Origin of the sequence: Streptomyces sp. NPDC013457 (assembly GCF_043089925.1) — a bacterium.
In the GTDB taxonomy this organism is placed as follows: domain Bacteria; phylum Actinomycetota; class Actinomycetes; order Streptomycetales; family Streptomycetaceae; genus Streptomyces.
Window position 1 is genome coordinate 323657 of record NZ_JBICBL010000009.1, and the last position, 26900, is coordinate 350556.

Below are 26900 nucleotides of genomic sequence, written 5' to 3' on the forward strand. Positions count from 1 at the left end.
TGGGCGATCGGTTGGCTGGGTACGGTTCCGAATCGTGGTGATCCGGCCCACGGTTCGGTGACACAGTCGGCCTACGGGGGTTCGGTGCACAGTCGGCCCACGACCCGGCCCGGTCCGCGTTCCGGTCCACCGAACCGGTCCACGCTCCGGTCCATCCAGGGGGAGAGATGCAGCCGCTCGACGCAGGGGAGCCGAGGACCATCGGCGCCTACCGGCTCCTCGGCCGGCTCGGTTCCGGCGGGATGGGCCGCGTCTATCTGGCCCGCAACGAGGGCGGCCGGACCGTCGCCGTCAAGATCGTGCACCCGCACTTCGCCCTGGACGAGCAGTTCCGGGCGCGGTTCCGGCGCGAGGTCGAGGCCGCCCGCCGGGTCGGCGGCCGGTGGACCGCGCCCGTCCTCGACGCGGATCCCGAGGCGCCCGTGCCGTGGGTCGCGACCGGATACGTCGCCGGGCCGACGCTCGCCCGGGCCGTGGAGGCGGTCGGCCCGCTGCCCGAGCACACGGTACGGACGCTGGGCGCCGGCCTCGCCGAGGCGCTGGCGGGGGTGCACGCGCTCGGCCTGGTGCACCGCGACGTGAAGCCCTCGAACGTACTGGCCACCCTGGAAGGCCCCCGGCTCATCGACTTCGGCATCGCGCGGGCCACGGACGGCACGGCGTCGCTCACCGCGAGCGGGGTCTCGATCGGTTCACCCGGCTACATGGCGCCCGAACAGATCGTCGGGCAGGGCGCGACCGGCGCGTCGGACGTCTTCTCGCTCGGCGCGGTCCTCGCGTACGCGGCGACGGGCGCACCGCCGTTCCCCGGCGACACCTCGGCGGCCCTGCTCTACAAGGTGGTCCACGAGGAGCCCGAACTGGGCGCGCTGGAGGGGGATCTGCGCGAGCTGGTGGCGTCCTGCCTCGCGAAGGATCCGGCCGCCCGCCCGGCCCCGTCCGCGCTCGCGGCGGCGCTGGCCCCCGCGGGTGCGGCCGCCCTGGTGGCGGCGGGCTGGCTGCCGACCCCGCTGGTGGAGCAGATCAGCCGAACGGCCGTGCAGATCCTGGAGCTCGACGCGCGCACGGGAGGGATCGGGGCGGATCCGAACGTCTCGGGTCCCGTGCCCTTCACGGCGCCTTCGGCGTGGGAACCCGCCCCCGAGGGGCCCATGACCGGTCCGCCGTCGGGGGTCTACGGCCCTCCGCCCGTCCTGACGCCCGACGGCCCGGGAGGCCACCCCGGGCCGCCCGCTCCCGAGTTGGGCGTCTTCGGCCCGCCGTTCTCCTCGGTCTCCCCGGGCGGCTCGTTCTCCCCGGACCCGCCGCACCACCCGGGCACCCCGGCCGGGGTGCGGGACTCCACCGCCCCAGGAGGCGAAGCCCCCCGGCGGCGGCAGGCCACGCTCTCGCTCGCCGCGGGGCGGCGGGTCAGCTGCACGGTCGCGCTGGCCGTCGCCGGTGCGCTCGCCGCGGTGACCCTGGGGGCGGGGTACCTCTTCGACCTGATGCCCGGCGGGCGGCGCGCCGCCGACGCGGGCAGGACGGGCGGGAGCACGGCGAGCCCTCCGGCCGACGCGGAGCCCACGCACCGCACCCCCACCACCGCGCCCACGCCCACCCCCACGCCCAAGCCGTCCGCCACCGCGACCACCGCCCCGGCCGTCGGCTCGGTCCCCGCCGCCTTCGTCGGCACCTGGACCGGGCCCACCACCGAGCGCAACGGCTCGCCGCACGGAGACCTGACCGCCGTGGTGACCGAGGGCGGTACCGGTGAGGACGTCGTCCGCACCACCCACACGATCAGCCTTCTCGGTACCACCGTGCGGTGCCACGGCATCGGCGCACTCGCCTCCGCCACCGCCACCGAACTCCGGATCGAGGACCGCACCGACCCCGACCGCCCCGGCACCGAGGGCCTGTGCACCACCGGCGAGTCCTCCTTCACCCTCACCCTCGCCCCCGACGGGACGCTCCGCTACCGCTCGGACGAGGCGGCCGCGGGCCGCCCGAGCGGCACCCTGCGGAAGTCCTGAGAAGCGCTGGCGTAGGCTGGTTCGGTCCTTAGATTCCACCCTCCGAAAGGGACTCAGCCGGTGACCGAGAAGGCCGACCTTCAGTCCGTCCTCGACCGCGCCGCAGAGGGTGGCAGGATCACCCCCGAAGAGGCGCTCGACCTCTACCGCTCGGCGCCGCTGCACGCGCTGGGCGCGGCCGCCGACGCCGTACGCCGACGCCGCTACGCCGGTACGGAGCACATCGCGACGTACATCATCGAGCGGAACATCAACTACACGAACGTCTGCGTGACGGCCTGCAAGTTCTGCGCCTTCTACGCCCCGCCGAAGGACACGGCCAAGGGCTGGACCCGTGACCTCGACGACATCCTGCGCCGCTGCGCGGAGACCGTGGAGCTGGGCGGCACCCAGATCATGTTCCAGGGCGGCCACCACCCGGACTTCGGTGTCGAGTACTACGAGAAGCACTTCGCGGCGATCAAGAAGGACTTCCCGCAGCTGGTCATCCACTCCCTCGGCGCGTCCGAGGTCGAGCACATGGCCCGCATCTCGGGCGTCTCCGTCGAGGAGGCGATCACCCGCATCCACAAGGCCGGTCTCGACTCCTTCGCCGGCGCCGGCGCCGAGCTGCTGCCGGAGCGCCCGCGCAAGGCGATCGCCCCGCTCAAGGAGAGCGGCGAGCGGTGGCTGGAGATCATGGAGATCGCGCACGGCCTGGGCGTGGAGTCGACGTCCACGATGCTGATGGGCACCGGAGAGACGAACGCCGAGCGCATCGAGCACCTGCGGATGATCCGTGACGTGCAGGACCGGACGGGCGGCTTCCGGGCCTTCATCCCGTACACGTACCAGCCCGAGAACAACCACCTGAAGGGCCGCACGCAGGCCACGCTCTTCGAGTACCTGCGGATGATCGCGATCTCGCGGCTCTTCATGGACAACATCGCGCACATCCAGGGCTCGTGGCTGACCACGGGCAAGGAGATCGGCCAGCTGACGCTGCACTACGGCGCGGACGACCTCGGTTCGATCATGCTGGAGGAGAACGTCGTCTCGTCCGCGGGGGCCAAGCACCGTTCCAACCTGCGCGAGATGATCGACATGATCCGTACGGCGGACCGTGTGCCGGCGCAGCGTTCCACGACGTACGAGCACCTCGTCGTCCACGACGACCCGGCGAACGATCCCGTCGACGAGCGCGTCGCCTCGCACATCTCCTCCACGGCGATCGAGGGCGGCACGGCGCACCCGGAGCTGAAGCTCCTGAACGCCAACTGACGCCTCCGTGCTGACGATCCACGCGGCGGACCTGGTGCTGCCGGGCGGGGGCCGCGCCCCCGTGCCCGGCGGCGCCGTCGTCGTCCGCGGCGCGGAGATCGCGGCCGTCGGCCCGTACGAGGAGGTGTCCGCCGCCCACCCGCAGGCACGGGTACGGCGATGGCCGGGCGTCCTGACCCGCGCGCTCCTCAACCCGTTCGGACCCGAGCTGCTCGAGCGGGCCTACCACCCGGACCCGCGCGAGGCGGACGAGCTCGGCACCGAGCCGGTCACGGGCGAGGCGCTCACCGCTCTCGCCATGGACGAGGCGCGCTGGGGAGCGAGCGCCCGGCGCGGCCTCCAGCGGATGCTGGCGCACGGCACGGTCGCGGTGGCCGGGGCGTACGAGCGCCCGGCGGTCCAGGAGGCGGTGCGCAGGTCGGGGCTGATCCAGGCGGGCCGGGCCCCGGCACCGCCGGAAGGAGTCCCCGCGCTCGATCCGTACGCGACGGGCATCCCCGTGGCGCACCTGCACCAGCTGGCGGCCGGCAACCACGCCCGGTTCGCCGTCTTCGCCGTCGCCGACGAGTCCGAACTCCTCGCCCGGGGCGCCCGGGCCTGCGTCGCGACCGTTCTCGACGGCCGCCTCGTCTTCCGCCGCCGCTGAGCGTGCGCGTCCCGCCCGGACGGGAGTCGGGGCCCGTCCGCCGGGTCGTCGTACGCACGGGCATGCCCGCCGTCGATTTCCCTCCGCCGCCTGCGAGAATGGGCGGGTCCGTTCCGTACCCGAGTCTGCGAGGCCGAACGCCAGTGACCCGCGCATCCCTGGACAAGCAGCCGCACGAAGTCGCCTCGATGTTCGACGACGTGGCGGCGAACTACGACCTCACCAACGACGTGCTCTCGCTCGGTCAGGACCGGCGCTGGCGCAAGGAGGTCGCCAAGGCCGTCGACGCGCGCCCGGCGCAGCGGATCCTGGACCTGGCGGCCGGGACGGCGACCTCCTCGCAGCCCTTCGCCCGCGCGGGGGCGTACGTCGTGCCGTGCGACTTCTCCCTGGGGATGCTCCAGGTCGGCAAGAAGCGGCACCCGTGGATGCCGTTCACGGCCGGCGACGGGATGAATCTCCCGTTCCGCGACGACGTCTTCGACGCCGTGACGATCTCCTTCGGCCTGCGCAACATCCAGGACACCGAGGCGGCCCTGCGCGAGCTGTACCGGGTCACGAAGCCCGGCGGGCGGGTCGTGATCTGCGAGTTCTCGCACGCGACCTGGGCGCCGTTCCGCACGGTCTACGAGGAGTACCTGATGCGCGCGCTGCCGCCGGTGGCCCGCGCGATCTCCTCCAACCCGGACGCGTACGTCTACCTCGCCGAGTCCATCAGGTCCTGGCCGGACCAGCCCACCCTCGCCGGTCTGCTCCAGAAGGCCGGCTGGTCGAAGGTGGCCTGGCGGAACCTGTCGGGCGGCATCGTCGCCCTGCACCGGGGCTTCAAGGACTGAACGCCCCGGGCCCCGGACGCCCAGCACTCTTCTCCTAGACTTCAGCCGACGTGCCTCACGCCGCCTGACCCCTCACCCCTCGACCTTCGGGAGACATCGCCGTGACCGAGCAGCCCCTCTCCGAGCACAGCGCGGACGTCATCGTCGTCGGGGCGGGCCCGGCGGGATCGACGACGGCGTACTACCTGGCCAAGGCGGGGCTCGACGTCCTGCTCCTGGAGAAGACGGCGTTCCCGCGCGAGAAGGTCTGCGGCGACGGGCTCACGCCCCGCGCCACCAAGCAGCTCGTCTCCATGGGGATCGACATCTCCGAGGAGGCCGGCTGGCTGCGCAACAAGGGCCTGCGCATCATCGGCGGCGGTGTCCGGCTCCAGCTGGACTGGCCGGACCTCGCCTCGTACCCCGACTACGGACTCGTCCGCAAGCGGGACGACTTCGACGAGCAGCTCGCCCGCCAGGCGCAGAAGGCCGGCGCACGGCTGTACGAGCGCTGCAACGTGGGCGCCCCGATCATCGACGACCGCACCGGCCGCATCACGGGCGTGCACGCCAAGCTCGGCGAGGAGAAGCGCGAGGTCACGTTCCACGCGCCGCTGGTCGTCGCCGCCGACGGCAACTCGACCCGGCTCTCGCTCGCCATGGGCCTGCACCGGCGCGAGGACCGGCCGATGGGCGTGGCCGTACGGACGTACTTCACCAGCCCCCGCCACGACGACGACTACCTGGAGTCCTGGCTGGAGCTGTGGGACCGGCGCGGCCCCCAGGACCGTCTGCTGCCGGGCTACGGCTGGATCTTCGGCATGGGCGACGGCACCTCCAACGTCGGCCTCGGCATCCTCAACTCCTCCTCCGCCTTCCGCGAGCTGGACTGGCGCGAGGTGCTCAAGGCATGGTGCGCCTCGATGCCGGAGGACTGGGGCTTCACGCCGGAGAACATGACGATCCCGATCCGGGGCGCCGCGCTGCCGATGGCCTTCAACCGCCAGCCGCACTACACCAAGGGCCTGCTGCTCGTCGGTGACGCGGGCGGCCTGGTCAACCCGTTCAACGGCGAGGGCATCGCGTACGCCATGGAGTCGGGCCAGATCGCGGCCGACGTCATCGTCCAGGCGCACGCCCGCGCGACCCCGGCCCAGCGCGAACTGGCGCTGCACAACTACCCGAAGATCCTCAAGGACACCTACGGCGGGTACTACACGCTCGGCCGCGCCTTCGTGAAGATCATCGGCAACCCGAAGATCATGAAGATCGCGACCCAGCGCGGCCTGTCGCACCCGGTCCTGATGAAGTTCACGCTGAAGATGCTCGCCAACCTGACCGACCCGACGGGCGGCGACGCGATGGACCGCATCATCAACGGTCTCTCGAAGGTGGCCCCGAAGGCCTGAACGCCTTCCGGTACCCGGACGGGGACACCCCGACGGCCCGGGTGAAGTGGCGGCGCAGATTGGCCGCCGACCCCAGACCGCTGTGGTCACCGACCAGCTCCACGGGCAGGTCGGTGCACTCGAGCAGGGACTGGGCCCGGGCCACGCGCTGCTGGAGCAGCCACTGCAGCGGGGTGGTCCCGTACTCCTCGCGCACCCTCCGGTGGAAGGTGCGCGGGCTCATCCGGGCCCGCCGCGCCAGCTCCTCCACGGTCAGGGGCTCGGCCAGGTGCTCGGTCGCCCACTGCAGTACGGGTCCCAGGCTGTCGTCGTCGCTCGGCGGGAGCGGGGCCTCGATGAACTGGGCCTGGCCGCCGGGACGGTGGGCCGGGACGACGAGGCGGCGGGCGAGCTGTCCGGCGACGGCCGCGCCGAGGTCGGTGCGCACCAGGTGCAGACAGAGGTCGAGCGCGGCGGTGGCCCCGGCGCTCGTCAGGACCGTCCCCTCGTCCGTGTAGAGCACCGAGTCGTCCACGATCACCCCGGGGTGCCGGGCGGCCAGCTGCGCGGTGTGCTGCCAGTGGGCGGTGGCCCGGCGGCCGTCGAGCAGTCCGGCGGCGGCGAGCGCGAAGGCGCCGGTGCACAGCGAGACCATCCGGGCGCCGGAGGCGGCCGCCGCGCGCAGTGCCTCGACGAGCTCGGCCGGCACCTCCTCGCCCTCCTCAACGACCGCGTCGGGCACGGAGGGCACGATGACGGTGTCCGCGCCGACGAGTCCGTCGAGACCGTGGATGGTGCGCAGGGAGAAGATCCCGCCGTCGCCGGAGTCCCCGCAGAGCCGCAGCTCGTACCAGGGGTCGGCCAGGTCGGGGTGCGGGATGCCGAAGACCCCGCACGCCAGGGAGAGTTCGTACAGCTCCCACAGTGACGTCCCGGTCCGCCGGTCCGGTACGACGGCGATGGCCACCACCCCTGCGCTCATGCCCCGACCGTACGCCAGAAGTGCGGCAGGAATCGTGCGTTCGTCGTCGGTCCTGCCACTGTCGGCCGGATTCCGCCGCTGCGAGCGTGGATCCCATGAACGCACAGAACATCACGGTCATCGGTCTCGGGCAGATGGGCTCCGCCCTCGCCGACGCCTTCCTCGCCGCCGGCCACCGCACCACCGTCTGGAACCGCACCCCGGCGAAGGCCGACGCCCTGGTCGCCCGGGGCGCCGTCCGGGCCGCGACCGTCGCCGAGGCCGTCGCCGCGAGCGAGCTCGTCGTGGTCTGCGTCCTCGACCACACCGCCGTACGCGAACTCCTCGCCCCCGTGGCCGGTTCGCTCCGGGGCAAGGCCCTGGTCGACCTCACCACCGGTTCGCCCGAGCAGGCCCGCGAGGAGGCGCGGTGGGCCGGCGAGCACGGCATCGGCCATCTCGTGGGCGCCGTCATGACGACCCCGCCGGGGGTCGGCGACAGCTCCAACATGATCCTCTACGCGGGCGACACCGAGCTGTTCGCCGCGCACCGGGCGACGCTCGCCGTCCTGGGCGACCCGGTGGACCTCGGCCCGGACGCGGGGCTCGCCTCGCTCTACGACGCGGGGCTGCTCGGCCTCATGTGGTCCGTCTTCGGCGGCTGGCTGCACGCCACCGCGCTCGCGGGCGCGGACGGAGTGCCGGCCCGGGACTTCACGGCGGTGGCCACCCGCTGGCTGTCGACGGTCTCCTGGTTCATGACGGGGTACGCCGAGCAGATCGACGCCGGGGAGTATCCGGGCGCGGACGCCACGATCGACGTCCAGGTGGCGGCGATCGGGCATCTGCTGCACGCGGGGGAGGAGCGGGGCATCGACGACCGGCTGCCGAGGCTGCATCTGGAGCTGATGCGCGCCGCGGTCGAGGCGGGCCACGGCGGGGACAGCTACGCCCGGATCATCGAGGCCTTCCGCAAGTAGGGCATATCAACCCGAAACAGGGAAAAGCCGTCACTCCCCCGAGGAGTGACGGCTTCTCACGTGTGCCGGCGTGCGGACGATCAGAGGATGCGGACCGCGCCGGAGGGCATGTCCCAGTCGAGGGAGCGCTCGACGACACCGGTCGACGGGTTCTGCGCGCCCACGTACTTGCCGCCGCCCACGTAGATCGCCACGTGGTACGAGCCGCTGCGGCTGCCCCAGTACAGGATGTCGCCCGGCTGCAGGTTGCTCAGCGAGACCGACGTACCCATCGAGGACTGCTGGTTCGAGATGCGCGGCAGGTCGACGCCGGCCTGGCGGTAGGCCGCCTGGACGAGACCGGAGCAGTCCCAGGAGTTGGGGCCGGTGCCGCCGGAGATGTAGGCGTCGCCGATCTGGGCGCGGGCGAAGGCCACGATCGCGGCGGCGGACCCGGTGGGGGCGTCGCTGCTGTACGAGGAATCGCTGTCGGAGGAGCCGGAGGACGAGGAGAGCGTGGTGCGCTCCTGTGTCCGGGAGGCGCGCTCGCGGGCCTCGGCGCGGGCCTTCTCGGCCCGCTCCGCCTTCTCGGCCTCGGCCTTGCGGTCGGCCTCGGCCTTGGCCTTCTTGGCGTCCTTGGCGGCCTTCTCCAGGGCGGCCGTCTCCTGGGCCTGGAGGCTCAGGTCGAGGGCTTCCTGCTGGGAGGCCTCGGCGGAGGCGGAGACGGCGCTCGCCAGGCCCGTGTCGAGCGAGCCGAGCGTGGGCATCTCGATGGTCTCGGTCACGGGATCGGCGTTCGCCGGCCCGGCAGCACCGGCCACCGCGATGGTGCTGAGGACGCCACCGGCAACTCCGGCGCGGAGCGCGAGCTTGGAGGCGCTTCGGCGGGGCTTCCGGTGGCTGGGTATGTGAGCGGTCTGGGACATGAGTACAACCGCTATCAGGGCTTCACGGTTCCCTTCAAGAAACGTGGGTTGCGCCACAGTTACGTTCGGAACCACCTAATCCGCTTATCTGGCGCCCTTATTGACGCCGTAACGGACAATACGGGCACGACTCATCTGGCCCTTGATCACGGGTTTTCAATGAAACGTCCGAATTGACCGCCGCTTACCACCTCTTCACACGGATGGCCAAGCCCCGTTTTCTCTGCGACGGAATCCTGTGACGCAGGTCACAGCATGATGTCCGCCAGGCGGTCGGGACGCTCGTGAATCGGTGCACACGTCCACTTCGCTCCCGCGAGACCCCCGACCGGGCGACGGGCCGGTTCTTTATCACTCACCCGGGTCCATCGCCAATTTGCCTGTAGGTGCCACCTCTTGATAGTGCGGCACCCCTCCGACCAGCGGTTTCGGGTCCGGATGTCACAACTGGTGATCACCTGGGCGCTTCGAGTACCAAGATCACCCCTCATCCGGCTTCATGATCCTTCGTCAGGTGGTGGAGATCACAAAGTCGTTGCTGTACCCCGTGTCGCAGATCACAGAGGGGCGGGCATAGGATGCGGGGCAGTCGGGCTTGTGAACTGCCTCACATGGGGGCGATCTTCCATGGCCCGACCGTGCGGTCCAACGGTCAAGGACGACTGGAAGGAGCGAGGAGCGTGAATGCGTACGCGCCCATCCTCGTGCTCGGTGCCCTGGGTGCGGGGTTTGCGATCTTCTCCGTGGTCATGGCCACGCTAATCGGCCCAAAGCGGTACAACAGGGCAAAGCTTGAGGCATACGAGTGCGGCATCGAGCCGACGCCCACTCCGGCCGGAGGCGGCCGCTTCCCCATCAAGTACTACCTGACGGCGATGCTCTTCATCGTCTTCGACATCGAGATCGTCTTCCTCTACCCCTGGGCGGTCACCTTCGACGCCCTGGGGCTTTTCGGGCTCGTGGAGATGTTGCTCTTCGTGCTCACCGTCTTCGTCGCCTACGCCTACGTGTGGCGGCGCGGCGGCCTGGAATGGGACTGAGGGGCTGAGGGGCACCTATGGGACTCGAAGAGAAGCTGCCGAGCGGTTTTCTGCTGACGACGGTCGAACAGGCCGCGGGCTGGGTGCGCAAGGCGTCCGTCTTCCCCGCGACGTTCGGCCTCGCCTGCTGCGCCATCGAGATGATGACGACCGGCGCCGGCCGCTACGACCTGGCGCGCTTCGGCATGGAGGTCTTCCGCGGCTCACCGCGGCAGGCCGACCTGATGATCGTGGCGGGCCGGGTCAGCCAGAAGATGGCGCCCGTCCTGCGGCAGGTCTACGACCAGATGCCGAACCCCAAGTGGGTCATCTCCATGGGGGTCTGCGCCTCGTCGGGCGGAATGTTCAACAATTACGCGATTGTGCAGGGCGTCGACCACATCGTGCCGGTCGACATCTATTTGCCGGGTTGCCCGCCGCGCCCGGAGATGCTGATGGACGCGATTCTCAAGCTCCACCAGAAGATCCAGACCTCCAAGCTCGGCGTGAACGCCGAGGAGGCGGCCCGCGAGGCGGAGGAAGCGGCGCTCAAGGCCCTGCCGACGATTGAGATGAAGGGTCTTCTCCGGTGAGTGACGAGACACCGAACCCCGAGAAGGAGCTCTCCGAGCAGAACCTGCCCGGGCAGCGCGGGGAGCACGGCGAGGAGGTCCGCGTCCAGCGCGGGATGTTCGGCGCGAACAACGGCGGCGACACCTCCGGCTACGGCGGCCTCGTCCGCTCCGTGCGCCTGCCCGGCGCGGCGGCCCGCCCGTACGGCGGCTGGTTCGACGAGGTCGCCGACGAGCTCGAAGGTGCCCTCGACGAGCAGGGGCTCCTGCCCGGGAACGCCATCGAGAAGACGGTCGTCGACCGCGACGAGCTCACCTTCCACATCGCCCGCGAGCACCTCGTCCGCGTCGCCCGCACCCTGCGCGACGACCCGGCGCTGCGCTTCGAGCTCTGTACGGGCGTCTCCGGCGTCCACTACCTCGGCGACAAGGGCCGCGAGCTGCACGCCGTCTACCACCTGCGCTCGCTCACCCACGGCCGGCTGATCCGCCTGGAGGTGTCCGCCCCGGACGCCGACCCGCACATCCCGTCGCTCACCTCGGTCTACCCGACCAACGACTGGCACGAGCGCGAGACGTACGACTTCTTCGGCATCGTCTTCGACGGCCACCCCGCCCTCACCCGGATCATGATGCCGGACGACTGGCAGGGCTTCCCGCAGCGCAAGGACTACCCCCTCGGCGGCATCGCCGTCGAGTACAAGGGCGCCCAGATCCCGGCTCCGGACCAGCGGAGGTCGTACTCGTGAACAACCCCAACGCTTCGGAAGCCCGCGAGACCACCGAAGGCACCGTCTACACCGTCACCGGTGGCGACTGGGAAGAGGTCGTCGAGTCCGCGGCCAAGGCGGACGACGAGCGGATCATCGTCAACATGGGTCCCCAGCACCCGTCCACGCACGGCGTGCTGCGGCTGATCCTGGAGATCGACGGTGAGACCGTCACCGAGGCCCGCTGCGGCATCGGCTACCTCCACACCGGCATCGAGAAGAACCTCGAATTCCGGAACTGGACGCAGGGCACCACCTTCGTCACGCGCATGGACTACCTCACCTCGTTCTACAACGAGACGGCGTACTGCCTGGGCGTCGAGAAGCTGCTCGGCATCACCGACCAGATCCCGGACCGGGCCAGCGTCATCCGGGTCCTCCTGATGGAGCTCAACCGGCTCTCCTCCCACCTGGTGTGCATCGCCACCGGCGGCATGGAGCTGGGCGCCACCACGATCATGATCTACGGCTTCCGGGACCGCGAGATGATCCTGGACCTGTACGAGCTGATCACCGGCCTGCGCATGAACCACGCGTTCATCCGCCCCGGCGGCCTCGCCCAGGACCTCCCGCCCGGCGCCGTCGACGCCGTGCGCGAGTTCGTGAAGACCATGAAGAAGAACCTGCCGGAGTACGACAAGCTCGCCACCGGCAACCCCATCTTCAAGGCCCGCATGCAGGACGTCGGCTACCTCGACCTCGCCGGCTGCATGGCGCTCGGCGCCACCGGACCGATCCTGCGCTCCGCGGGCCTCCCGCACGACCTGCGCAAGACCGACCCGTACTGCGGCTACGAGAACTACGAGTTCGACGTCCCGACCGCCGACAGCTGCGACTCCTACGGCCGCTTCCTCGTCCGCCTGGAGGAGATGCGCCAGTCGCTGCGGATCGTCGAGCAGTGCCTCGACCGCCTGGCTCCCGGCGCGGTCATGGTCGCCGACAAGAAGATTGCCTGGCCCGCGCAGCTCGCGCTCGGACCGGACGGACTCGGCAACTCCCTCGACCACATCAAGAAGATCATGGGCACCTCCATGGAGGCCCTGATCCACCACTTCAAGCTGGTCACCGAGGGCTTCCGTGTCCCGGCCGGACAGGCCTACGCGGCCGTGGAGTCGCCCAAGGGCGAGCTCGGCGTGCACGTCGTCTCCGACGGCGGCACCCGCCCCTACCGGGTCCACTTCCGCGACCCGTCCTTCACCAACCTGCAGGCCATGGCGGCGATGTGCGAGGGCGGCCAGGTCGCCGACGTCATCGTCGCCGTCGCGTCCATCGACCCCGTGATGGGAGGCGTCGACCGATGACGGACGGACAGACCAGTCTCGGGATGCCCCAGCTCCCCGCCCCCGACTACCCGGCCGAGGTACGCGCCCGGCTCGAGGCGGACGCCCGGGAGATCATCGCCCGCTATCCGGGGTCCCGCTCCGCGCTCCTGCCGCTGCTGCACCTCGTGCAGGCGGAGGAGGGCCACGTGACCCGTACCGGCATGAAGTTCTGCGCCGAGGTCCTCGGCCTGACCACCGCCGAGGTCACCGCGGTCGCCACCTTCTACACGATGTACCGCCGCAAGCCCTCCGGCGACTACCAGGTCGGCGTCTGCACCAACACGCTCTGCGCGGTCATGGGCGGCGACGCCATCTTCGAGGAGCTGAAGGAGCACCTCGGGGTCGGCAACAACGAGACGACCGAGGACGGCAAGGTCACGCTGGAGCACATCGAGTGCAACGCGGCCTGCGACTTCGCGCCCGTGGTGATGGTCAACTGGGAGTTCTTCGACAACCAGACGCCCGAGTCCGCCAAGAAGATCGTCGACGATCTGCGGGCCGGCCGTCCGGTCGAGCCGACCCGGGGCGCGCCGCTCTGCACGTACAAGGAGACCGCCCGCATCCTGGCCGGTTTCCCCGACGAGCGCGAGGGGGCCGTCGAGGCCACCGGTGGGGCCGGCCCGGCCTCGCTCGTCGGGCTGCGGCTGGCCAAGGGCGAGACCCCGCACCACAAGATCGTCCACCCGCGCGGCGAATCGGCCAGTGGGGAGGGGGAGTGATGACCTTGGCAGCCGAGATCAACAACAGCAGCCCCGAGAAGCTTCTGGCGCCGGTCCTCTCGGCGTTCTGGGACCAGCCCGAATCCTGGACCCTGGAGACGTACCGGAGGCACGAGGGGTACGAGGGTCTGCGCAAGGCCCTCGCGATGTCGCCCGACGACCTCATCGCGTACGTCAAGGACTCCGGTCTGCGCGGCCGTGGCGGCGCCGGATTCCCCACCGGGATGAAGTGGCAGTTCATTCCGCAGGGCGACGGCAAGCCGCACTACCTCGTCGTCAACGCCGACGAGTCCGAGCCGGGCACCTGCAAGGACATCCCGCTCCTCTTCGCCAACCCGCACTCCCTCATCGAGGGAATGATCATCGCCTGCTACGCGATCCGCTCCGAGCACGCGTTCATCTACCTGCGCGGCGAGGTCGTACCCGTCCTGCGCCGCCTGCACGAGGCGGTGCGCGAGGCGTACGACGCCGGCTTCCTCGGCCGGAACATCCTCGGCAGCGGCCTGAACCTCGACATCACCGTGCACGCCGGCGCCGGCGCGTACATCTGCGGCGAGGAGACCGCGCTGCTCGACTCGCTCGAAGGGCGGCGCGGCCAGCCCCGGCTCCGTCCGCCCTTCCCCGCGGTCGCCGGTCTGTACGCCTGCCCCACCGTGGTGAACAACGTCGAGTCCATCGCCTCCGTTCCCGCGATCCTCAACCGGGGCAAGGACTGGTTCAAGTCGATGGGCAGCGAGAAGTCCCCGGGCTTCACGCTCTACTCGCTCAGCGGACACGTCGTCTCGCCCGGACAGTACGAGGCCCCGCTCGGGATCACGCTGCGCCAGCTCCTCGACATGAGCGGGGGGATGCGCCCCGGGCACCGGCTGAAGTTCTGGACCCCGGGCGGCTCCTCCACCCCGATGTTCACCGACGAGCACCTCGACGTCCCGCTGGACTACGAGGGCGTGGGCGCGGCCGGCTCGATGCTCGGCACGAAGGCGCTCCAGTGCTTCGACGAGACGACGTGCGTGGTCCGCGCGGTGACCCGGTGGACCGAGTTCTACGCCCACGAGTCCTGCGGCAAGTGCACGCCCTGCCGCGAAGGCACGTACTGGCTGGTGCAGTTGCTCCGCGACATCGAGGCGGGCAAGGGCGTGATGTCCGACCTCGACAAGCTCAACGACATCGCCGACAACATCAACGGCAAGTCGTTCTGCGCGCTCGGCGACGGCGCGGCCTCCCCGATCTTCTCCTCGCTGAAGTACTTCCGCGAGGAGTACGAGCAGCACATCACCGGCCGGGGCTGCCCCTTCGACCCGGCCAAGTCGACCGCCTGGGCGGACAACCACAAGGAGGTGACGGCATGACGGTCACCACGGCCGGCCCCGCGGGCGGCGGTTCCCCGGCGGTACCGCCGGAGGACATGGTCACGCTGACCATCGACGGTGCCGAGATCTCCGTCCCCAAGGGGACCCTGGTCATCCGCGCCGCCGAGCAGCTCGGGATCGAGATCCCGCGGTTCTGCGACCACCCGCTCCTCGACCCGGCCGGCGCCTGCCGGCAGTGCATCGTCGAGGTCGAGGGCCAGCGCAAGCCGATGGCGTCCTGCACCATCACCTGCACCGACGGCATGGTGGTGAAGTCCCAGCTGACCTCGCAGGTCGCCGAGAAGGCCCAGCACGGCGTGATGGAGCTGCTGCTCATCAACCACCCGCTGGACTGCCCGGTCTGCGACAAGGGCGGCGAGTGCCCGCTGCAGAACCAGGCGATGTCCCACGGGCAGGCGGAGTCCCGCTTCGAGGGCCACAAGCGGACCTACGAGAAGCCGGTGCCGATCTCGGCCCAGGTGCTGCTCGACCGTGAGCGGTGCGTGCTCTGCGCGCGCTGCACCCGGTTCTCGAACCAGATCGCCGGCGACCCGATGATCGAGCTGGTCGAGCGCGGCGCGCTCCAGCAGGTCGGCACCGGCGAGGGCGACCCGTTCGAGTCGTACTTCTCCGGGAACACGATCCAGATCTGCCCGGTCGGCGCGCTGACCTCGGCGGCGTACCGGTTCCGCTCCCGCCCCTTCGACCTCGTCTCCTCGCCGAGCGTCTGCGAGCACTGCGCGGGCGGCTGCGCCACGCGCACCGACCACCGGCGCGGCAAGGTCATGCGGCGGCTCGCGGCCGAGGACCCGGAGGTCAACGAGGAGTGGGTGTGCGACAAGGGGCGGTTCGCGTTCCGGTACGCCCAGCAGCGTGACCGGCTGACGACGCCGCTCGTACGGAACCCGGAGACGGGAGTCCTCGAAGCGGCCTCCTGGCCGGAGGCCCTGGAGGCGGCGGCCCGCGGACTGGTCAGGGGCCGTACCGGCGTCCTGGCCGGCGGGCGGCTGACCGTCGAGGACTCCTACGCGTACGCCAAGTTCGCCCGGGTCGCCCTCGACACCAACGACGTCGACTTCCGGGCCCGGGTCCACTCCAGCGAGGAGGCCGACTTCCTGGCCTCCACCGTCGCCGGCCGCGGCCGGGACCTGGACGGCACGGGCGTCACGTACACCGCCCTCGAAGCCGCCCCGGCCGTGCTGCTCGTCGGCTTCGAGTCCGAGGAGGAGGCGCCCGGCGTCTTCCTGCGGCTGCGCAAGGCCTGGCGCACGAAGGGCCAGAAGACCTACGCGCTGGCCGCGTTCGCGACCCGGGGCCTGGCGAAGGCGGGCGGCACGCTGCTCCCGGCGGCGCCCGGCACCGAGACCGAGTGGCTGGACGCGCTCACGTCCCGCGTCGGACTCGACGAGGCCGGCACGCGGGCCGCGGAGGCGCTGCGCCAGGACGGCGCCGTCATCGTGGTCGGCGAGCGGCTGGCCGCCGTGCCCGGTGGGCTGACAGCCGCCGTCCGGACCGCGACGGCGACCGGCGCGAAGCTCGTGTGGATCCCGCGCCGGGCCGGGGAGCGCGGGGCGCTCGAAGCCGGCGCCATCCCGACGCTGCTGCCCGGCGGCCGCCCCGCGACCGACCCGCGCGCGCGTGAGGAGGTCGCGGCGGCCTGGGGCGTACGCGAACTCCCGCACGGCTACGGCCGCGACACCGGCCAGATCGTCGAGGCAGCGGCCATCGGCGAACTGGGCGCGCTGCTCGTCGGCGGCGTCGAGGTCCGCGACCTGCCGGACCCGGCACGGGCGCGTGAGGCGCTCGACGCGGCGTTCGTGGTCTCCCTCGAACTGCGGCCGAGCGAGGTCACCGAGCGGGCCGACGTGGTCCTCCCGGTCGCCGCGGTCGCCGAGAAGCCCGGCACGTTCCTCAACTGGGAGGGCAGGGCGAGGCTCTTCGAGGCCGCGCTCAAGCCCGAGCAGATGACCCGGACGCTGCCGCCGGCGGACGCGCGCGTGCTCCACATGCTCGCCGACGCCCTCGACGCGCACCTGGCCCTGCCCGACCTGCGCGCGGTCCGCCGCGAGCTGGACCGGCTCGGCGGCTGGGACGGCGAGCGGGCCTCCGAGCCCACCGAGCCCGCGCAGGCCGCGCCCCGTCCGGGCGAGGGCGAGGCGGTCCTCGCCGGACACCGGCTCCTGCTCGACCTCGGCCGCCTCCAGGAGGGCGACACGGCGCTGGCCGGCACCCGCCACGCGGCGGTCGCCCGGCTCTCCGCCGCGACCGCCGAGGAGGCGGGCGTCAAGGACGGCGACCTGCTCGCCGTCTCCGGTCCGGCGGGGTCGACCCGACTCCCGCTCCAGGTCGCCGAGATGCCCGACCGCGTGGTCTGGCTCCCGCTCAACTCGACCGGGGGCGGAGTCCTCTCCGACACGGGCGCCCACCCGGGCGACCTGGTCCGTATCGGCCCGGCGACCTCGACGGAGGTGCAGGCATGATCACGCCGCTCGCCGCGGAAGACCTCTCCATGTTCGGGACGGACCCCTGGTGGCTCGTCGCGATCAAGGCGGTCTTCTGCTTCGCCTTCCTCATGGTCACCGTGCTCTTCTCCATCGTGTGGGAGCGCAAGGTCGTCGCCTGGATGCAGCTGCGCATCGGGCCCAACCGGCACGGACCCTGGGGTTTCCTCCAGTCCCTCGCGGACGGCATCAAGCTGATGCTGAAGGAGGACGTCGTCGTCAAGCGCGCCGACAAGGTCGTCTACATCCTCGCGCCGATCATCGCCGCGGCCCCCGCGTTCATGGCCATCGCCGTGATCCCGTTCGGCCCGGCCGGCAACGAGGTCTCGATCTTCGGGCACCGCACCACGATGCAGCTCACCGACCTGCCGATCGCGATGCTGTACGTCCTCGCGATCGCCTCCGTCGGCATCTACGGCATCGTCCTCGCCGGCTGGTCCTCGGGCTCCACGTACCCGCTCCTCGGCGGTCTGCGCTCCTGCGCCCAGATGATCTCCTACGAGATCGCCATGGGCGCCGCGTTCGCCTCCGTCTTCCTCTACTCCGGGTCGATGTCGACCTCGGCGATCGTCGAGGCGCAGGCGGACCGCTGGTTCGTCATCCTGCTGCCGGTCTCGTTCATCATCTACGTCGTCACGATGGTCGGCGAGACCAACCGCGCCCCGTTCGACATGCCGGAGTCCGAGGGCGACCTCGTCGGCGGCTTCAACACCGAGTACTCGTCCATCAAGTTCGCGATGTTCATGCTCGCCGAGTACGTGAACATGGTGACGGTCTCCGCCGTCTCCGTGACGCTCTTCCTCGGCGGCTGGCGCGCCCCGTACCCGGTCTCCACCTTCTGGGAGGGCGCGAACCACGGCTGGTGGCCGATGCTCTGGTTCATCCTCAAGGTGCAGCTGCTGCTCTTCTTCTTCATCTGGCTGCGCGGCACGCTGCCCCGGGTCCGCTACGACCAGCTGATGAAGCTCGGCTGGAAGGTCCTCATCCCGGTCTCGGTGCTCTGGCTGATGCTGGTCGCCACCGTCCGGGCCCTGCGCAACGAGAACTTCGAGTTCCAGACGATCGTGCTGTACGTCGCCGGAGCCGTCATCGGCGTCCTGCTGCTCTCCTTCGTCGCCGACATGTACCGCGACAGGCGGGCGAAGGAGGCCGAGGGCCCGGCCGAGGACGAGCTCCCCTTCGACCCGATGGCCGGCGGCTTCCCCGTACCGCCCAAGCCCGGCCAGACCCTGCCGCCCGTACCGCGGCGCAGGCCGCGCGGCGACCGGGACCTGGTTGTCAGTGGTGCCCCCGATACTGCTACTGCGAGTGATGGAAAGGAGACGGACGGTGTCTGATTTCCAGAATCCGGTGGCCGGCTTCGGCGTGACCTTCAAGGCCATGTTCAAGAAGCGGCTGACCGAGCAGTACCCGGAGGAGCGCAAGACGACGGCGCCGCGCTTCCACGGCCGCCACCAGCTCAACCGTCATCCGGACGGACTTGAGAAGTGCGTGGGCTGTGAGCTGTGCGCCTGGGCCTGCCCCGCGGACGCCATCTACGTGGAGGGCGCGGACAACACCGAGGAGGAGCGCTACTCCCCGGGCGAGCGCTACGGCCGCGTCTACCAGATCAACTACGCCCGCTGCATCCTGTGCGGACTGTGCATCGAGGCCTGCCCCACCCGCGCGCTGACGATGACGAACGAGTTCGAACTGGCCGACTCCTCCCGCGAGAACCTGATCTACACCAAGGAGCAGCTCCTCGCGGGCCTGGAGGAGGGCATGGTCGACTCGCCGCACGCCATCTTCCCGGGGACGGACGAGCAGGACTACTACCGGGGCCTGGTCACCGAGGCCGCGCCGGGCACCGTCCAGCAGGTCGCCACCTCCAAGGGGGAGAAGGGCGACGCGGAAGAGGTGGACGCATGAACGCCCAGCTCGCCGCCTACGCCACCTCCGGCGGAGAGGCCTTCCAGTTCTGGGTCCTCGGCACGATCGCCGTCATCGGCGCCCTGTGCACGGTCCTGATGAGGAAGGCCATGCACAGCGCCCTCTGTCTGGCCGGCACGATGATCGTCCTCGCGGTCTTCTACCTCGCCAACGGCGCGTACTTCCTGGGCATCGTCCAGATCGTCGTCTACACCGGCGCGATCATGATGCTGTTCCTCTTCATCGTCATGCTCGTCGGCGTCACGGCCGCCGACTCCCTGAAGGAGACCATCAGGGGCCAGCGCTGGTGGGCCGTCGCCTGCGGGCTCGGCTTCGGCATCCTGCTGATCGGCGGTATCGGCCAGGCCTCCCTGACGGAGTTCAACGGGCTCGGCGCGGCGAACGGCGCGTACGGCGGAAACGTGGAGGGCCTCGCCGCCCTCATCTTCACCAAGTACGTCTTCGCCTTCGAGATCACCGGCGCGCTGCTCATCACCGCGGCCGTCGGCGCGATGGTCCTCACGCACCGCGAGCGGACCGAACGGGCCCGCACACAGCGCGAGCTGTCCGAGCAGCGCGTCCGCGAGGGCAAGCACGTTCCGCCGCTTCCCGCGCCGGGTGTCTACGCCCGGCACAACGCGGTGGACATCGCCGGTCTGCTCCCCGACGGCACCCCCTCCGAGCTGACCGTGATGCAGACGCTGCGCAAGCGCGGCCAGGTCCGCGACGTGTCCGGCGAGGCTCTGGCCGACCTCAAGGCGCTGGAGCAGCGGGCGCAGGAGCGGCTCGGCCGCGACCGGGACGACGAGGAGGCCACGCGATGAACCCCGTGAACTATCTCTATCTCGCCGCCCTGTTGTTCACGATCGGTGCGGCCGGGGTGCTGATCCGGCGCAACGCGATCGTGGTCTTCATGTGCGTCGAGCTGATGCTCAACGCCTGCAACCTCGCGCTCGTCACCTTCTCCCGGATGCACGGCAACCTCGACGGCCAGATCATCGCCTTCTTCACGATGGTCGTCGCCGCCGCGGAGGTCGTGGTCGGGCTCGCGATCATCGTGTCGCTGTTCCGTTCCCGCCACTCGGCTTCGGTCGACGACGCCAGCCTGATGAAGCTGTAAGGGGCTGAATCGTGGAGAACCTGATTGCGCTGCTCGTCGCGGCGCCTCTGCTGGGGGCGACCGTCCTGCTCTGCGGCGGGCGGCGCCTCGACAAGGCCGGGCCCCTGCTCGGCACGCTGCTCGCGGCCGCCTCCTTCGTCATCGGCCTCGTCCTCTTCGCCGACATGCTCGGCAGGAGCGTGGACGACCGGGCCATGTACCAGCACCTGTGGAGCTGGATCGCCGTCGGTGACTTCCAGGCGGACATCGCGTTCCAGCTCGACCAGCTGTCGATGACCTTCGTGCTGCTGATCACCGGCGTGGGCTCGCTGATCCACGTGTACTCGATCGGGTACATGGAGCACGACGAGCGCAAGCGCCGCTTCTTCGGCTATCTGAACCTGTTCCTCGCGGCGATGCTGCTCCTCGTCCTCGCCGACAACTACCTGCTGCTGTACTTCGGCTGGGAGGGCGTCGGTCTCGCCTCGTACCTCCTGATCGGCTTCTGGCAGCACAAGCCCAGCGCGGCCACCGCCGCGAAGAAGGCGTTCCTGGTCAACCGGGTCGGCGACATGGGCCTGTCGATCGCGATCATGCTCATGTTCACCACCTTCGGGACCTTCGCCTTCGGGCCGGTCCTGGAGGCGACCGGCGAGGCCTCCGAGGGCAAGCTGACGGCGATCGCCCTGATGCTCCTCCTCGCCGCCTGCGGCAAGTCGGCCCAGGTGCCGCTGCAGTCCTGGCTCGGGGACGCTATGGAGGGCCCGACCCCGGTCTCCGCCCTCATCCACGCGGCCACGATGGTCACCGCCGGTGTCTATCTGATCGTCCGCTCCGCCGACATCTTCAACGCCTCCCCGGACGCCCAGCTCGTGGTCGTCGTGGTCGGCGCGGTCACGCTCCTCTTCGGTGCGATCGTCGGTTGCGCGAAGGACGACATCAAGAAGGCGCTGGCCGGCTCGACGATGTCGCAGATCGGCTACATGGTCCTGGCGGCCGGCCTCGGCCCCATCGGCTACGTCTTCGCGATCATGCACCTGGTCACGCACGGCTTCTTCAAGGCCGGGCTCTTCCTCGGTGCCGGGTCGGTCATGCACGGCATGAACGACGAGGTGGACATGCGCCGTTACGGCGGCCTGCGGAAGTACATGCCGGTCACCTTCGTCACCTTCGGCCTCGGCTACCTCGCGATCATCGGCTTCCCGGGCCTGTCCGGCTTCTTCTCCAAGGACAAGATCATCGAGGCCGCCTTCGCCAAGGGCGGCACCGAGGGCTGGATCCTCGGGGCGGTCACCCTGCTCGGCGCGGCCATCACCGCGTACTACATGACGCGCGTGATGCTGATGACCTTCTTCGGCGAGAAGCGCTGGCAGGCCGACGAAAAGGGCGAGCTGCCGCATCCGCACGAGTCGCCGAAGTCGATGACCATCCCGATGGTCCTGCTGGCCTTCGGCTCCGTCCTCGCGGGTGGCTTCTTCTCCATCGGCGACCGGTTCGTGACCTGGCTGAAGCCCGTGACCGAGTTCGAGCACGGACACCCGCCGATCAGCGCCGGAGCCATCACCTCGGCCACGGTCGCGGTCATGGTGATCGGCGTCGGGATCGCCTACCTCCAGTACGGACGCAGGCCCGTCCCGGTCACCGCCCCGCGCGGCTCGCTGCTCACCCGGGCCGCCCGCCGCGACCTGCTCCAGGACGACTTCAACCACGCCGTCTTCGTGACGGGCGGCACGCACCTCACCCGCTCGCTCGTCTACGTCGACCACTCCCTGGTCGACGGGGTGGTCAACGGCACGGCCGCCTCGGTCGGCGGTCTGTCCGGCCGGCTGCGCAAGCTGCAGAACGGCTACGCCCGCTCGTATGCGGTCTCCATGTTCGGAGGTACTGCGGTGCTGATCGCCGCGACCCTGCTGATGAGGGCGGTGTAACCGATGTCGCAAGCAGTCAACGCGGGCTTTCCGATCCTGACGGCGACGGCAGCGGTGCCGGCGGTCGGTGCGATCCTGACCGCCGCCGTCCCCGCCGCCCGCCGCACCGCCGCCAAATGGCTGGCGCTGCTCGTCTCACTCGTCACCCTGGTGCTCGCCGTCGTCGTGCTCGTCGACTTCGAGCCCGGCGGAGACCGGTACCAGTTCGTCGAGTCCTACTCCTGGATCGCGGACTTCGGGGTCCGTTACGAACTGGGCGTGGACGGCATCGGGGTGGCGCTGATCGCGCTCACCGCCCTGCTGATCCCCTTCATCATCCTCGCGGGCTGGCACGACGCCGACCCGCTGGAGACCAAGTCCAGCCGCTGGCGGCCGACGCAGGGCTTCTTCGCCCTGATCCTTATGGTCGAGGCGATGGTGATCCTCTCCTTCGAGGCCACCGACGTCTTCCTCTTCTACATCCTGTTCGAAGCCATGCTCATCCCGATGTACTTCCTCATCGGCGGCTTCGGCGACCGGGCGCACGCGGGCTCGGACGAGAACGCGGCGGCCCAGCGTTCGTACGCGGCCGTGAAGTTCCTGCTGTACAACCTGGTCGGCGGACTGATCATGCTGGCCGCCGTCATCGGTCTCTACGTCGTCGCCGGGAACTTCTCCCTCACGGAGATCGCCGAGGCACGGGCGTCCGGTCAGCTGGAGATGGCGACCAACACCGAACGGCTGCTGTTCCTCGGCTTCTTCTTCGCCTTCGCCGTGAAGGCGCCGCTGTGGCCGCTGCACACCTGGCTGCCGAACGCGATGGGAGAGGCGACCGCACCGGTCGCCGTGCTCATCACCGCGGTCGTCGACAAGGTCGGCACGTTCGCGATGCTCCGCTTCTGCCTCCAGCTCTTCCCGGAGGCGTCGAAGTGGGCCACCCCGGTGATCATCGCGCTCGCCCTGGTGAGCATCGTCTACGGGGCGCTGGTCGCGGTCGGCCAGCGGGACATCAAGCGCCTGGTGGCGTACGCCTCGATCTCGCACTTCGGCTTCATCATCATGGGCATCTTCGCGATGACCAGCCAGGGCCAGAGCGGCGCGACGCTGTACATGGTCAACCACGGGATCTCGACGGCCGCCCTGATGCTGGTGGCCGGCTTCCTGATCACCCGGCGCGGCTCGCGGCTCATCGCCGACTACGGCGGTGTGCAGAAGGTCGCCCCGGTCCTCGCCGGCACGTTCCTGATCGGCGGACTCGCCACCCTCTCGCTGCCGGGCCTCGCCCCCTTCGTCAGCGAGTTCCTGGTCCTGGTCGGCACGTTCGCCCGCTATCCGGTGGCCGGCATCATCGCCACCACCGGCATCGTCCTCGCCGCGCTCTACACCCTCGTCCTCTACCAGCGGACGATGACGGGCCCGGTGGCGACGGAGGAGGTCCGGACGATGCCGGACCTGCGGGTGCGGGAGCTGGTCGTGGTCGCCCCGCTGATCGCTCTGCTGATCTTCCTCGGGGTGTTCCCGAAGCCGCTGACGGACATCGTGAACCCCGCCGTCACGCACACCATGTCCGACGTCCAGCAAAAGGACCCCCAGCCCGAAGTGGAGGCGGCCAAGTGAGTGCATCCGCCGTCGCGCCCGTCGTCCACAGCCTGTGGACGACCGCCGCCGAACCGGTGACCAAGATCCCGTCACCCCACATCGAGTACGTGCAGCTCTCGCCCGTCCTCATCGTCGTCGGCGCCGCGGTCCTCAGCGTCCTGGTCGAGGCCTTCGTGCCGCGCAAGGGCCGCTGGCTCAGCCAGGTGTTCCTCAGCGTGCTCGCGCTGGTCGCCGCGTTCGCCGCGATCGTCGGCCTCGCCGCCGGCGGCTACGGCTCCACCAAGGCGCACATCGCCGCCATGGGAGCCATCGCCGTCGACGGCCCGGCGCTCTTCCTCCAGGGCACCATCCTGCTGGCCTCGCTCGTCGCCGTCTTCACCTTCGCCGAGCGCAGGCTCGACCCGGCCGGACACGGCCACCGCGTCGACTCCTTCGCCGCCGAGGCCGCCGCCGTACCCGGCAGCGACCAGGAGAAGGCCGCGGCCAAGGCCGGGTTCACCACCACCGAGGTGTTCCCGCTGGCGCTGTTCGCCATCGCCGGCATGCTGGTCTTCCCCGCGGCCAACGACCTCCTGACGCTCTTCATCGCCCTCGAGGTCTTCTCCCTCCCGCTCTACCTGCTCTGCGCCGTCGCCCGCCGCAAGCGGCTCATGTCGCAGGAGGCCGCGGTCAAGTACTTCCTCCTCGGCGCCTTCTCCTCGGCCTTCCTGCTCTTCGGTATCGCGCTGCTCTACGGCTACGCGGGCTCCGTCTCGTACGCCACCATCGCGAACGTCGTCGACGGCGCGGTCGGCTCGATCGACCCGGCGCTCGCCGACACCATGGGCAACGACGCCCTGCTGCTCATCGGCTTCGCCATGGTCCTCATGGGGCTGCTCTTCAAGGTCGGCGCCGTGCCGTTCCACATGTGGACCCCGGACGTCTACCAGGGCGCGCCGACCCCCGTCACCGGCTTCATGGCGGCCGCGACGAAGGTCGCCGCGTTCGGCGCCCTGCTGCGCCTGCTGTACGTGGTGCTGCCGGGCCTCACCTGGGACTGGCGGCCGGTCATGTGGGGCGTCGCCATCGTCACCATGCTGGGCGGCGCGATCGTCGCGATCACCCAGACCGACATCAAGCGGCTCCTCGCGTACTCCTCCATCGCGCACGCCGGCTTCCTGCTGGCCGGTGTCATCGCCGTCACGCCCACCGGCATCTCCTCCGTGCTCTTCTACCTGGGCGCGTACTCCTTCGTGACGATCGGCGCCTTCGCGGTCGTCACGCTGGTGCGGGACGCGGGCGGCGAGGCGACGCACCTGTCCAAGTGGGCGGGGCTGGGCCGCCGTTCGCCACTCGTGGCGGCGGTCTTCGCGGTGTTCCTGCTGGCCTTCGCCGGCATTCCGCTCACCTCCGGCTTCTCCGGCAAGTTCGCGGTCTTCTCGGCGGCGGCGGAGGGCGGCGCGGGCGCGCTGGTCGTCGTCGGTGTCATCTCGTCGGCGATCGCCGCCTTCTTCTACATCCGGGTGATCGTGCTGATGTTCTTCAGCGAGCCGAAGGCGGACGGCCCCACGGTCGCCGTGCCCTCGGCCTTCACCGCGGCCACCATCACGGTGGGCGTCGCGGTCACGCTGGTGCTCGGGTTCGCGCCGCAGTACTTCCTGGACCTGGCGGGCCAGGCGAGCGTGTTCGTGCGGTAGACGGAGATGCCGTCAGGGCCCGGTCCCCGCTCGCGCGGGGGCCGGGCCCTGACGTCTGTGCGGGGCTCGTTACGGCGCCGGGACGATCCGGCCCGTCACCTCGCCGAGCGCGACCTGCGTGCCGTCGGGGCCCGGGGCCCAGGCGGTGAGCGTGACCACGTCGCCGTCCTCGAGGAACGTGCGCTTGCCGATGGGCAGTTCGAGCGGGTCGCGGCCGTTCCAGGTCAGTTCGAGGAGCGAGCCGCGCTGGTGCGTCTCGGGCCCGGAGACCGTGCCGGAACCGTACAGGTCACCGGTCCGCAGCGAGGCGCCGTTGACCGTCATGTGCGCGAGCTGCTGCGCGGCGGTCCAGTACATCGTGGCGAACGGCGGCTCGGAGACGACCTCGCCGTTGATCTCGACCGTGATCCGCAGGTCGAAGCCGCCCGGCTCCTCGTCGGCGGAGTCGTCCAGGTACGGCAGCAGGTCGAAGTCCCGGGCCGGCGGGGCCGTACGGGCCGCGTCCAGGGCCTCCAGCGGGGTCACCCAGGCCGAGACGGATGTCGTGAACGACTTGCCGAGGAACGGGCCGAGCGGGACGTACTCCCAGGCCTGGATGTCGCGCGCCGACCAGTCGTTGAGGAGCGTCAGACCGAAGACGTGCTCGCGGAAGTCGGCCAGCGGGACCGGGGTGCCCATCGTCGAGGGGGTGCCGACGACGAAGCCGACCTCGGCCTCGATGTCCAGCTTCACCGAGGGCCCGAAGACCGGGGCCGGGTCCGTGGGTGCCTTGCGCTGCCCCGCGGGGCGTACGACATCGGTGCCGGAGACCACGACGGTGCCCGAGCGGCCGTGGTAACCGATGGGCAGGTGCTTCCAGTTGGGGGTGAGCGCGTCACCGTCGGGGCGGAAGATCCGGCCCACGTTGGTGGCGTGGTGCTCGCTCGCGTAGAAGTCGACGTAGTCCGCGACCTCGAACGGGAGGTGCAGCGTCACGGTGTCCAGCGGGTGGAGCAGCGGCTCTATGACGGGGCGGTGCGCGGGCACCGTCACCCAGGCCGTGAGCGCCCTGCGCACGTCGCGCCAGGCGGTCCGGCCGGCGGCGAGCAGCGGGTTGAGGCTCGGCCGGTCGAGCAGCGCGGCGTAGGGCGAGCCCAGCGCGTGCGCCGCGGCCCCCGCGTCGAGGACATGGCCGCCGATGCGGACGCCGACCCTCCGCCGGTCGGGCTCGTCGGCGGGGGAGAAGACGCCGTACGGAAGGTTGTGCGGGCCGAAGGGATCGCCTTCGGCCAGATCGAGCGGGGACTGCTCGGGCATCGGTGCTTGCCTCGCTTTCCACAGGTGTGGGGGACACGTTACGGGGCGGACCGCTCGACGCGGATGACATGGGTCACACAAAAAGATGGGCCTCCGTGCACAACTGTCCATGTTCGCGCGCTTTATTCGTCCTGTGTGCGCCGTGTGCGTGACCTGTGCGCTTGAGCGCGTTCAACTCCCCCTTTCCAGGGCG

At 70.5% G+C, this 26900-nt stretch carries 23 protein-coding genes; 20 read left to right on the forward strand and 3 right to left on the reverse strand.

The genetic code is table 11. The features are described from left to right. Nucleotides 1-167 precede the first annotated feature (167 nt). The 5 genes from ACF1G2_RS25555 to ACF1G2_RS25575 all read left to right on the forward strand — a co-directional run bounded on the left by ACF1G2_RS25555 (nt 168) and on the right by ACF1G2_RS25575 (nt 6145). The gene (locus ACF1G2_RS25555; protein WP_391800490.1) at nt 168-2015 is read left to right on the forward strand and encodes a serine/threonine-protein kinase; all 1848 of its coding nucleotides are present in this window, start codon (nt 168-170) and stop codon (nt 2013-2015) included. Nucleotides 2016-2075: 60 nt separating this feature from the next. Further along, entirely contained in the window at nt 2076-3275 is a 1200-nt protein-coding gene (mqnC, locus tag ACF1G2_RS25560; RefSeq protein ID WP_361437361.1) for a cyclic dehypoxanthinyl futalosine synthase, read from the forward strand. A 7-nt stretch (nt 3276-3282) separates the two neighbouring features. Beyond that, nucleotides 3283-3921 (forward strand): hypothetical protein, encoded by a 639-nt coding sequence (locus ACF1G2_RS25565; RefSeq protein WP_391800491.1) that lies wholly within the window; start codon nt 3283-3285, stop codon nt 3919-3921. A gap of 143 nt (nt 3922-4064) precedes the next feature. Beyond that, the gene (locus ACF1G2_RS25570; RefSeq protein ID WP_391800492.1) at nt 4065-4757 is read left to right on the forward strand and encodes a demethylmenaquinone methyltransferase; all 693 of its coding nucleotides are present in this window, start codon (nt 4065-4067) and stop codon (nt 4755-4757) included. Nucleotides 4758-4858: 101 nt separating this feature from the next. Continuing rightward, nucleotides 4859-6145: a geranylgeranyl reductase family protein gene (locus ACF1G2_RS25575; RefSeq protein WP_391800493.1), complete on the forward strand. Its 1287-nt coding sequence runs from the start codon at nt 4859-4861 to the stop codon at nt 6143-6145. On the opposite strand, the gene ACF1G2_RS25580 is transcribed toward ACF1G2_RS25575, so the two are convergent. Further along, complete coding sequence (locus ACF1G2_RS25580; protein WP_391800494.1) at nt 6111-7106, reverse strand: helix-turn-helix domain-containing protein; 996 nt, start codon at nt 7104-7106, stop codon at nt 6111-6113. The genes ACF1G2_RS25575 and ACF1G2_RS25580 overlap by 35 nt on opposite strands. 86 nt (nt 7107-7192) lie before the next feature. Here ACF1G2_RS25580 and ACF1G2_RS25585 point away from each other — a divergent pair, with 86 nt between their 5' ends. Then, nucleotides 7193-8065: an NAD(P)-dependent oxidoreductase gene (locus ACF1G2_RS25585; protein ID WP_391800495.1), complete on the forward strand. Its 873-nt coding sequence runs from the start codon at nt 7193-7195 to the stop codon at nt 8063-8065. Between the two features lie 80 nt (nt 8066-8145). Here ACF1G2_RS25585 and ACF1G2_RS25590 read toward each other — a convergent pair whose 3' ends face one another. After that, nucleotides 8146-8970 carry a C40 family peptidase gene (locus tag ACF1G2_RS25590; RefSeq protein WP_391800496.1) on the reverse strand — a complete coding sequence of 275 codons (825 nt, stop codon included), beginning with the start codon at nt 8968-8970 and terminating at the stop codon, nt 8146-8148. Nucleotides 8971-9650: 680 nt separating this feature from the next. Between ACF1G2_RS25590 and ACF1G2_RS25595 the strand changes: the two genes are divergently transcribed. The 14 genes from ACF1G2_RS25595 to nuoN are packed head-to-tail and all read left to right on the forward strand — an operon-like array spanning nt 9651 to nt 25411. After that, on the forward strand, nt 9651-10010 hold the full coding sequence (locus tag ACF1G2_RS25595) for an NADH-quinone oxidoreductase subunit A (protein ID WP_030494815.1): 360 nt from the start codon (nt 9651-9653) through the stop codon (nt 10008-10010). A 17-nt stretch (nt 10011-10027) separates the two neighbouring features. Further along, nucleotides 10028-10582 (forward strand): NADH-quinone oxidoreductase subunit B family protein, encoded by a 555-nt coding sequence (locus tag ACF1G2_RS25600; RefSeq protein ID WP_003998928.1) that lies wholly within the window; start codon nt 10028-10030, stop codon nt 10580-10582. Further along, nucleotides 10579-11310, forward strand: coding sequence for an NADH-quinone oxidoreductase subunit C (locus tag ACF1G2_RS25605; protein WP_391800497.1), 732 nt, complete (start codon nt 10579-10581; stop codon nt 11308-11310). Before ACF1G2_RS25600 ends, ACF1G2_RS25605 begins: the two co-directional genes overlap by 4 nt. Further along, a complete protein-coding gene (locus ACF1G2_RS25610; protein ID WP_391800498.1) occupies nt 11307-12632 on the forward strand; it encodes an NADH-quinone oxidoreductase subunit D in 1326 nt (441 codons plus the stop codon). Before ACF1G2_RS25605 ends, ACF1G2_RS25610 begins: the two co-directional genes overlap by 4 nt. Further along, nucleotides 12629-13372, forward strand: a complete 744-nt coding sequence (gene nuoE / locus ACF1G2_RS25615; RefSeq protein WP_383165782.1) for an NADH-quinone oxidoreductase subunit NuoE — start codon at nt 12629-12631, stop codon at nt 13370-13372. Before ACF1G2_RS25610 ends, nuoE begins: the two co-directional genes overlap by 4 nt. Beyond that, nucleotides 13369-14721 carry an NADH-quinone oxidoreductase subunit NuoF gene (gene nuoF / locus ACF1G2_RS25620; RefSeq protein ID WP_391800499.1) on the forward strand — a complete coding sequence of 451 codons (1353 nt, stop codon included), beginning with the start codon at nt 13369-13371 and terminating at the stop codon, nt 14719-14721. The genes nuoE and nuoF overlap by 4 nt, the downstream gene beginning before the upstream one ends. Continuing rightward, nucleotides 14718-17201: an NADH-quinone oxidoreductase subunit G gene (locus tag ACF1G2_RS25625; protein ID WP_391800500.1), complete on the forward strand. Its 2484-nt coding sequence runs from the start codon at nt 14718-14720 to the stop codon at nt 17199-17201. Before nuoF ends, ACF1G2_RS25625 begins: the two co-directional genes overlap by 4 nt. Next, nucleotides 17198-18559, forward strand: coding sequence for an NADH-quinone oxidoreductase subunit NuoH (gene nuoH, locus ACF1G2_RS25630; protein ID WP_391800501.1), 1362 nt, complete (start codon nt 17198-17200; stop codon nt 18557-18559). The genes ACF1G2_RS25625 and nuoH overlap by 4 nt, the downstream gene beginning before the upstream one ends. Then, the gene (gene nuoI / locus ACF1G2_RS25635) at nt 18534-19130 is read left to right on the forward strand and encodes an NADH-quinone oxidoreductase subunit NuoI (RefSeq protein WP_391800502.1); all 597 of its coding nucleotides are present in this window, start codon (nt 18534-18536) and stop codon (nt 19128-19130) included. The genes nuoH and nuoI overlap by 26 nt, the downstream gene beginning before the upstream one ends. Continuing rightward, entirely contained in the window at nt 19127-19954 is an 828-nt protein-coding gene (locus ACF1G2_RS25640; protein WP_391800503.1) for an NADH-quinone oxidoreductase subunit J, read from the forward strand. The genes nuoI and ACF1G2_RS25640 overlap by 4 nt, the downstream gene beginning before the upstream one ends. Next, entirely contained in the window at nt 19951-20250 is a 300-nt protein-coding gene (gene nuoK, locus ACF1G2_RS25645; protein WP_260229523.1) for an NADH-quinone oxidoreductase subunit NuoK, read from the forward strand. Before ACF1G2_RS25640 ends, nuoK begins: the two co-directional genes overlap by 4 nt. 11 nt (nt 20251-20261) lie before the next feature. Beyond that, complete coding sequence (gene nuoL, locus ACF1G2_RS25650; protein WP_391800504.1) at nt 20262-22157, forward strand: NADH-quinone oxidoreductase subunit L; 1896 nt, start codon at nt 20262-20264, stop codon at nt 22155-22157. Between the two features lie 3 nt (nt 22158-22160). Then, a complete protein-coding gene (locus ACF1G2_RS25655; protein ID WP_391800505.1) occupies nt 22161-23753 on the forward strand; it encodes an NADH-quinone oxidoreductase subunit M in 1593 nt (530 codons plus the stop codon). Continuing rightward, a complete protein-coding gene (gene nuoN / locus ACF1G2_RS25660) occupies nt 23750-25411 on the forward strand; it encodes an NADH-quinone oxidoreductase subunit NuoN (RefSeq protein ID WP_391800506.1) in 1662 nt (553 codons plus the stop codon). Before ACF1G2_RS25655 ends, nuoN begins: the two co-directional genes overlap by 4 nt. A gap of 69 nt (nt 25412-25480) precedes the next feature. Here the strand turns inward: nuoN and fahA are convergent, their stop codons facing one another. Beyond that, nucleotides 25481-26707 (reverse strand): fumarylacetoacetase, encoded by a 1227-nt coding sequence (gene fahA / locus ACF1G2_RS25665; RefSeq protein ID WP_391800507.1) that lies wholly within the window; start codon nt 26705-26707, stop codon nt 25481-25483. Nucleotides 26708-26900: the final 193 nt, after the last annotated feature.

Excerpts from the sequence above, each read along its gene's own strand:
- ACF1G2_RS25600 (WP_003998928.1), top strand. The coding sequence starts at position 10,028 with ATGGGACTCGAAGAGAAGCTGCCGAGCGGTTTTCTGCTGACGACGGTC.
- fahA (WP_391800507.1), bottom strand. The coding sequence starts at position 26,707 with ATGCCCGAGCAGTCCCCGCTCGATCTGGCCGAAGGCGATCCCTTCGGC.
- ACF1G2_RS25655 (WP_391800505.1), top strand. The coding sequence starts at position 22,161 with ATGTCGCAAGCAGTCAACGCGGGCTTTCCGATCCTGACGGCGACGGCA.
- ACF1G2_RS25580 (WP_391800494.1), bottom strand. The coding sequence starts at position 7,106 with ATGAGCGCAGGGGTGGTGGCCATCGCCGTCGTACCGGACCGGCGGACC.
- nuoK (WP_260229523.1), top strand. The coding sequence starts at position 19,951 with ATGAACCCCGTGAACTATCTCTATCTCGCCGCCCTGTTGTTCACGATC.
- ACF1G2_RS25590 (WP_391800496.1), bottom strand. The coding sequence starts at position 8,970 with ATGTCCCAGACCGCTCACATACCCAGCCACCGGAAGCCCCGCCGAAGC.
- nuoE (WP_383165782.1), top strand. The coding sequence starts at position 12,629 with ATGACGGACGGACAGACCAGTCTCGGGATGCCCCAGCTCCCCGCCCCC.
- nuoH (WP_391800501.1), top strand. The coding sequence starts at position 17,198 with ATGATCACGCCGCTCGCCGCGGAAGACCTCTCCATGTTCGGGACGGAC.
- ACF1G2_RS25555 (WP_391800490.1), top strand. The coding sequence starts at position 168 with ATGCAGCCGCTCGACGCAGGGGAGCCGAGGACCATCGGCGCCTACCGG.
- ACF1G2_RS25625 (WP_391800500.1), top strand. The coding sequence starts at position 14,718 with ATGACGGTCACCACGGCCGGCCCCGCGGGCGGCGGTTCCCCGGCGGTA.
- nuoI (WP_391800502.1), top strand. The coding sequence starts at position 18,534 with ATGGAAAGGAGACGGACGGTGTCTGATTTCCAGAATCCGGTGGCCGGC.
- ACF1G2_RS25640 (WP_391800503.1), top strand. The coding sequence starts at position 19,127 with ATGAACGCCCAGCTCGCCGCCTACGCCACCTCCGGCGGAGAGGCCTTC.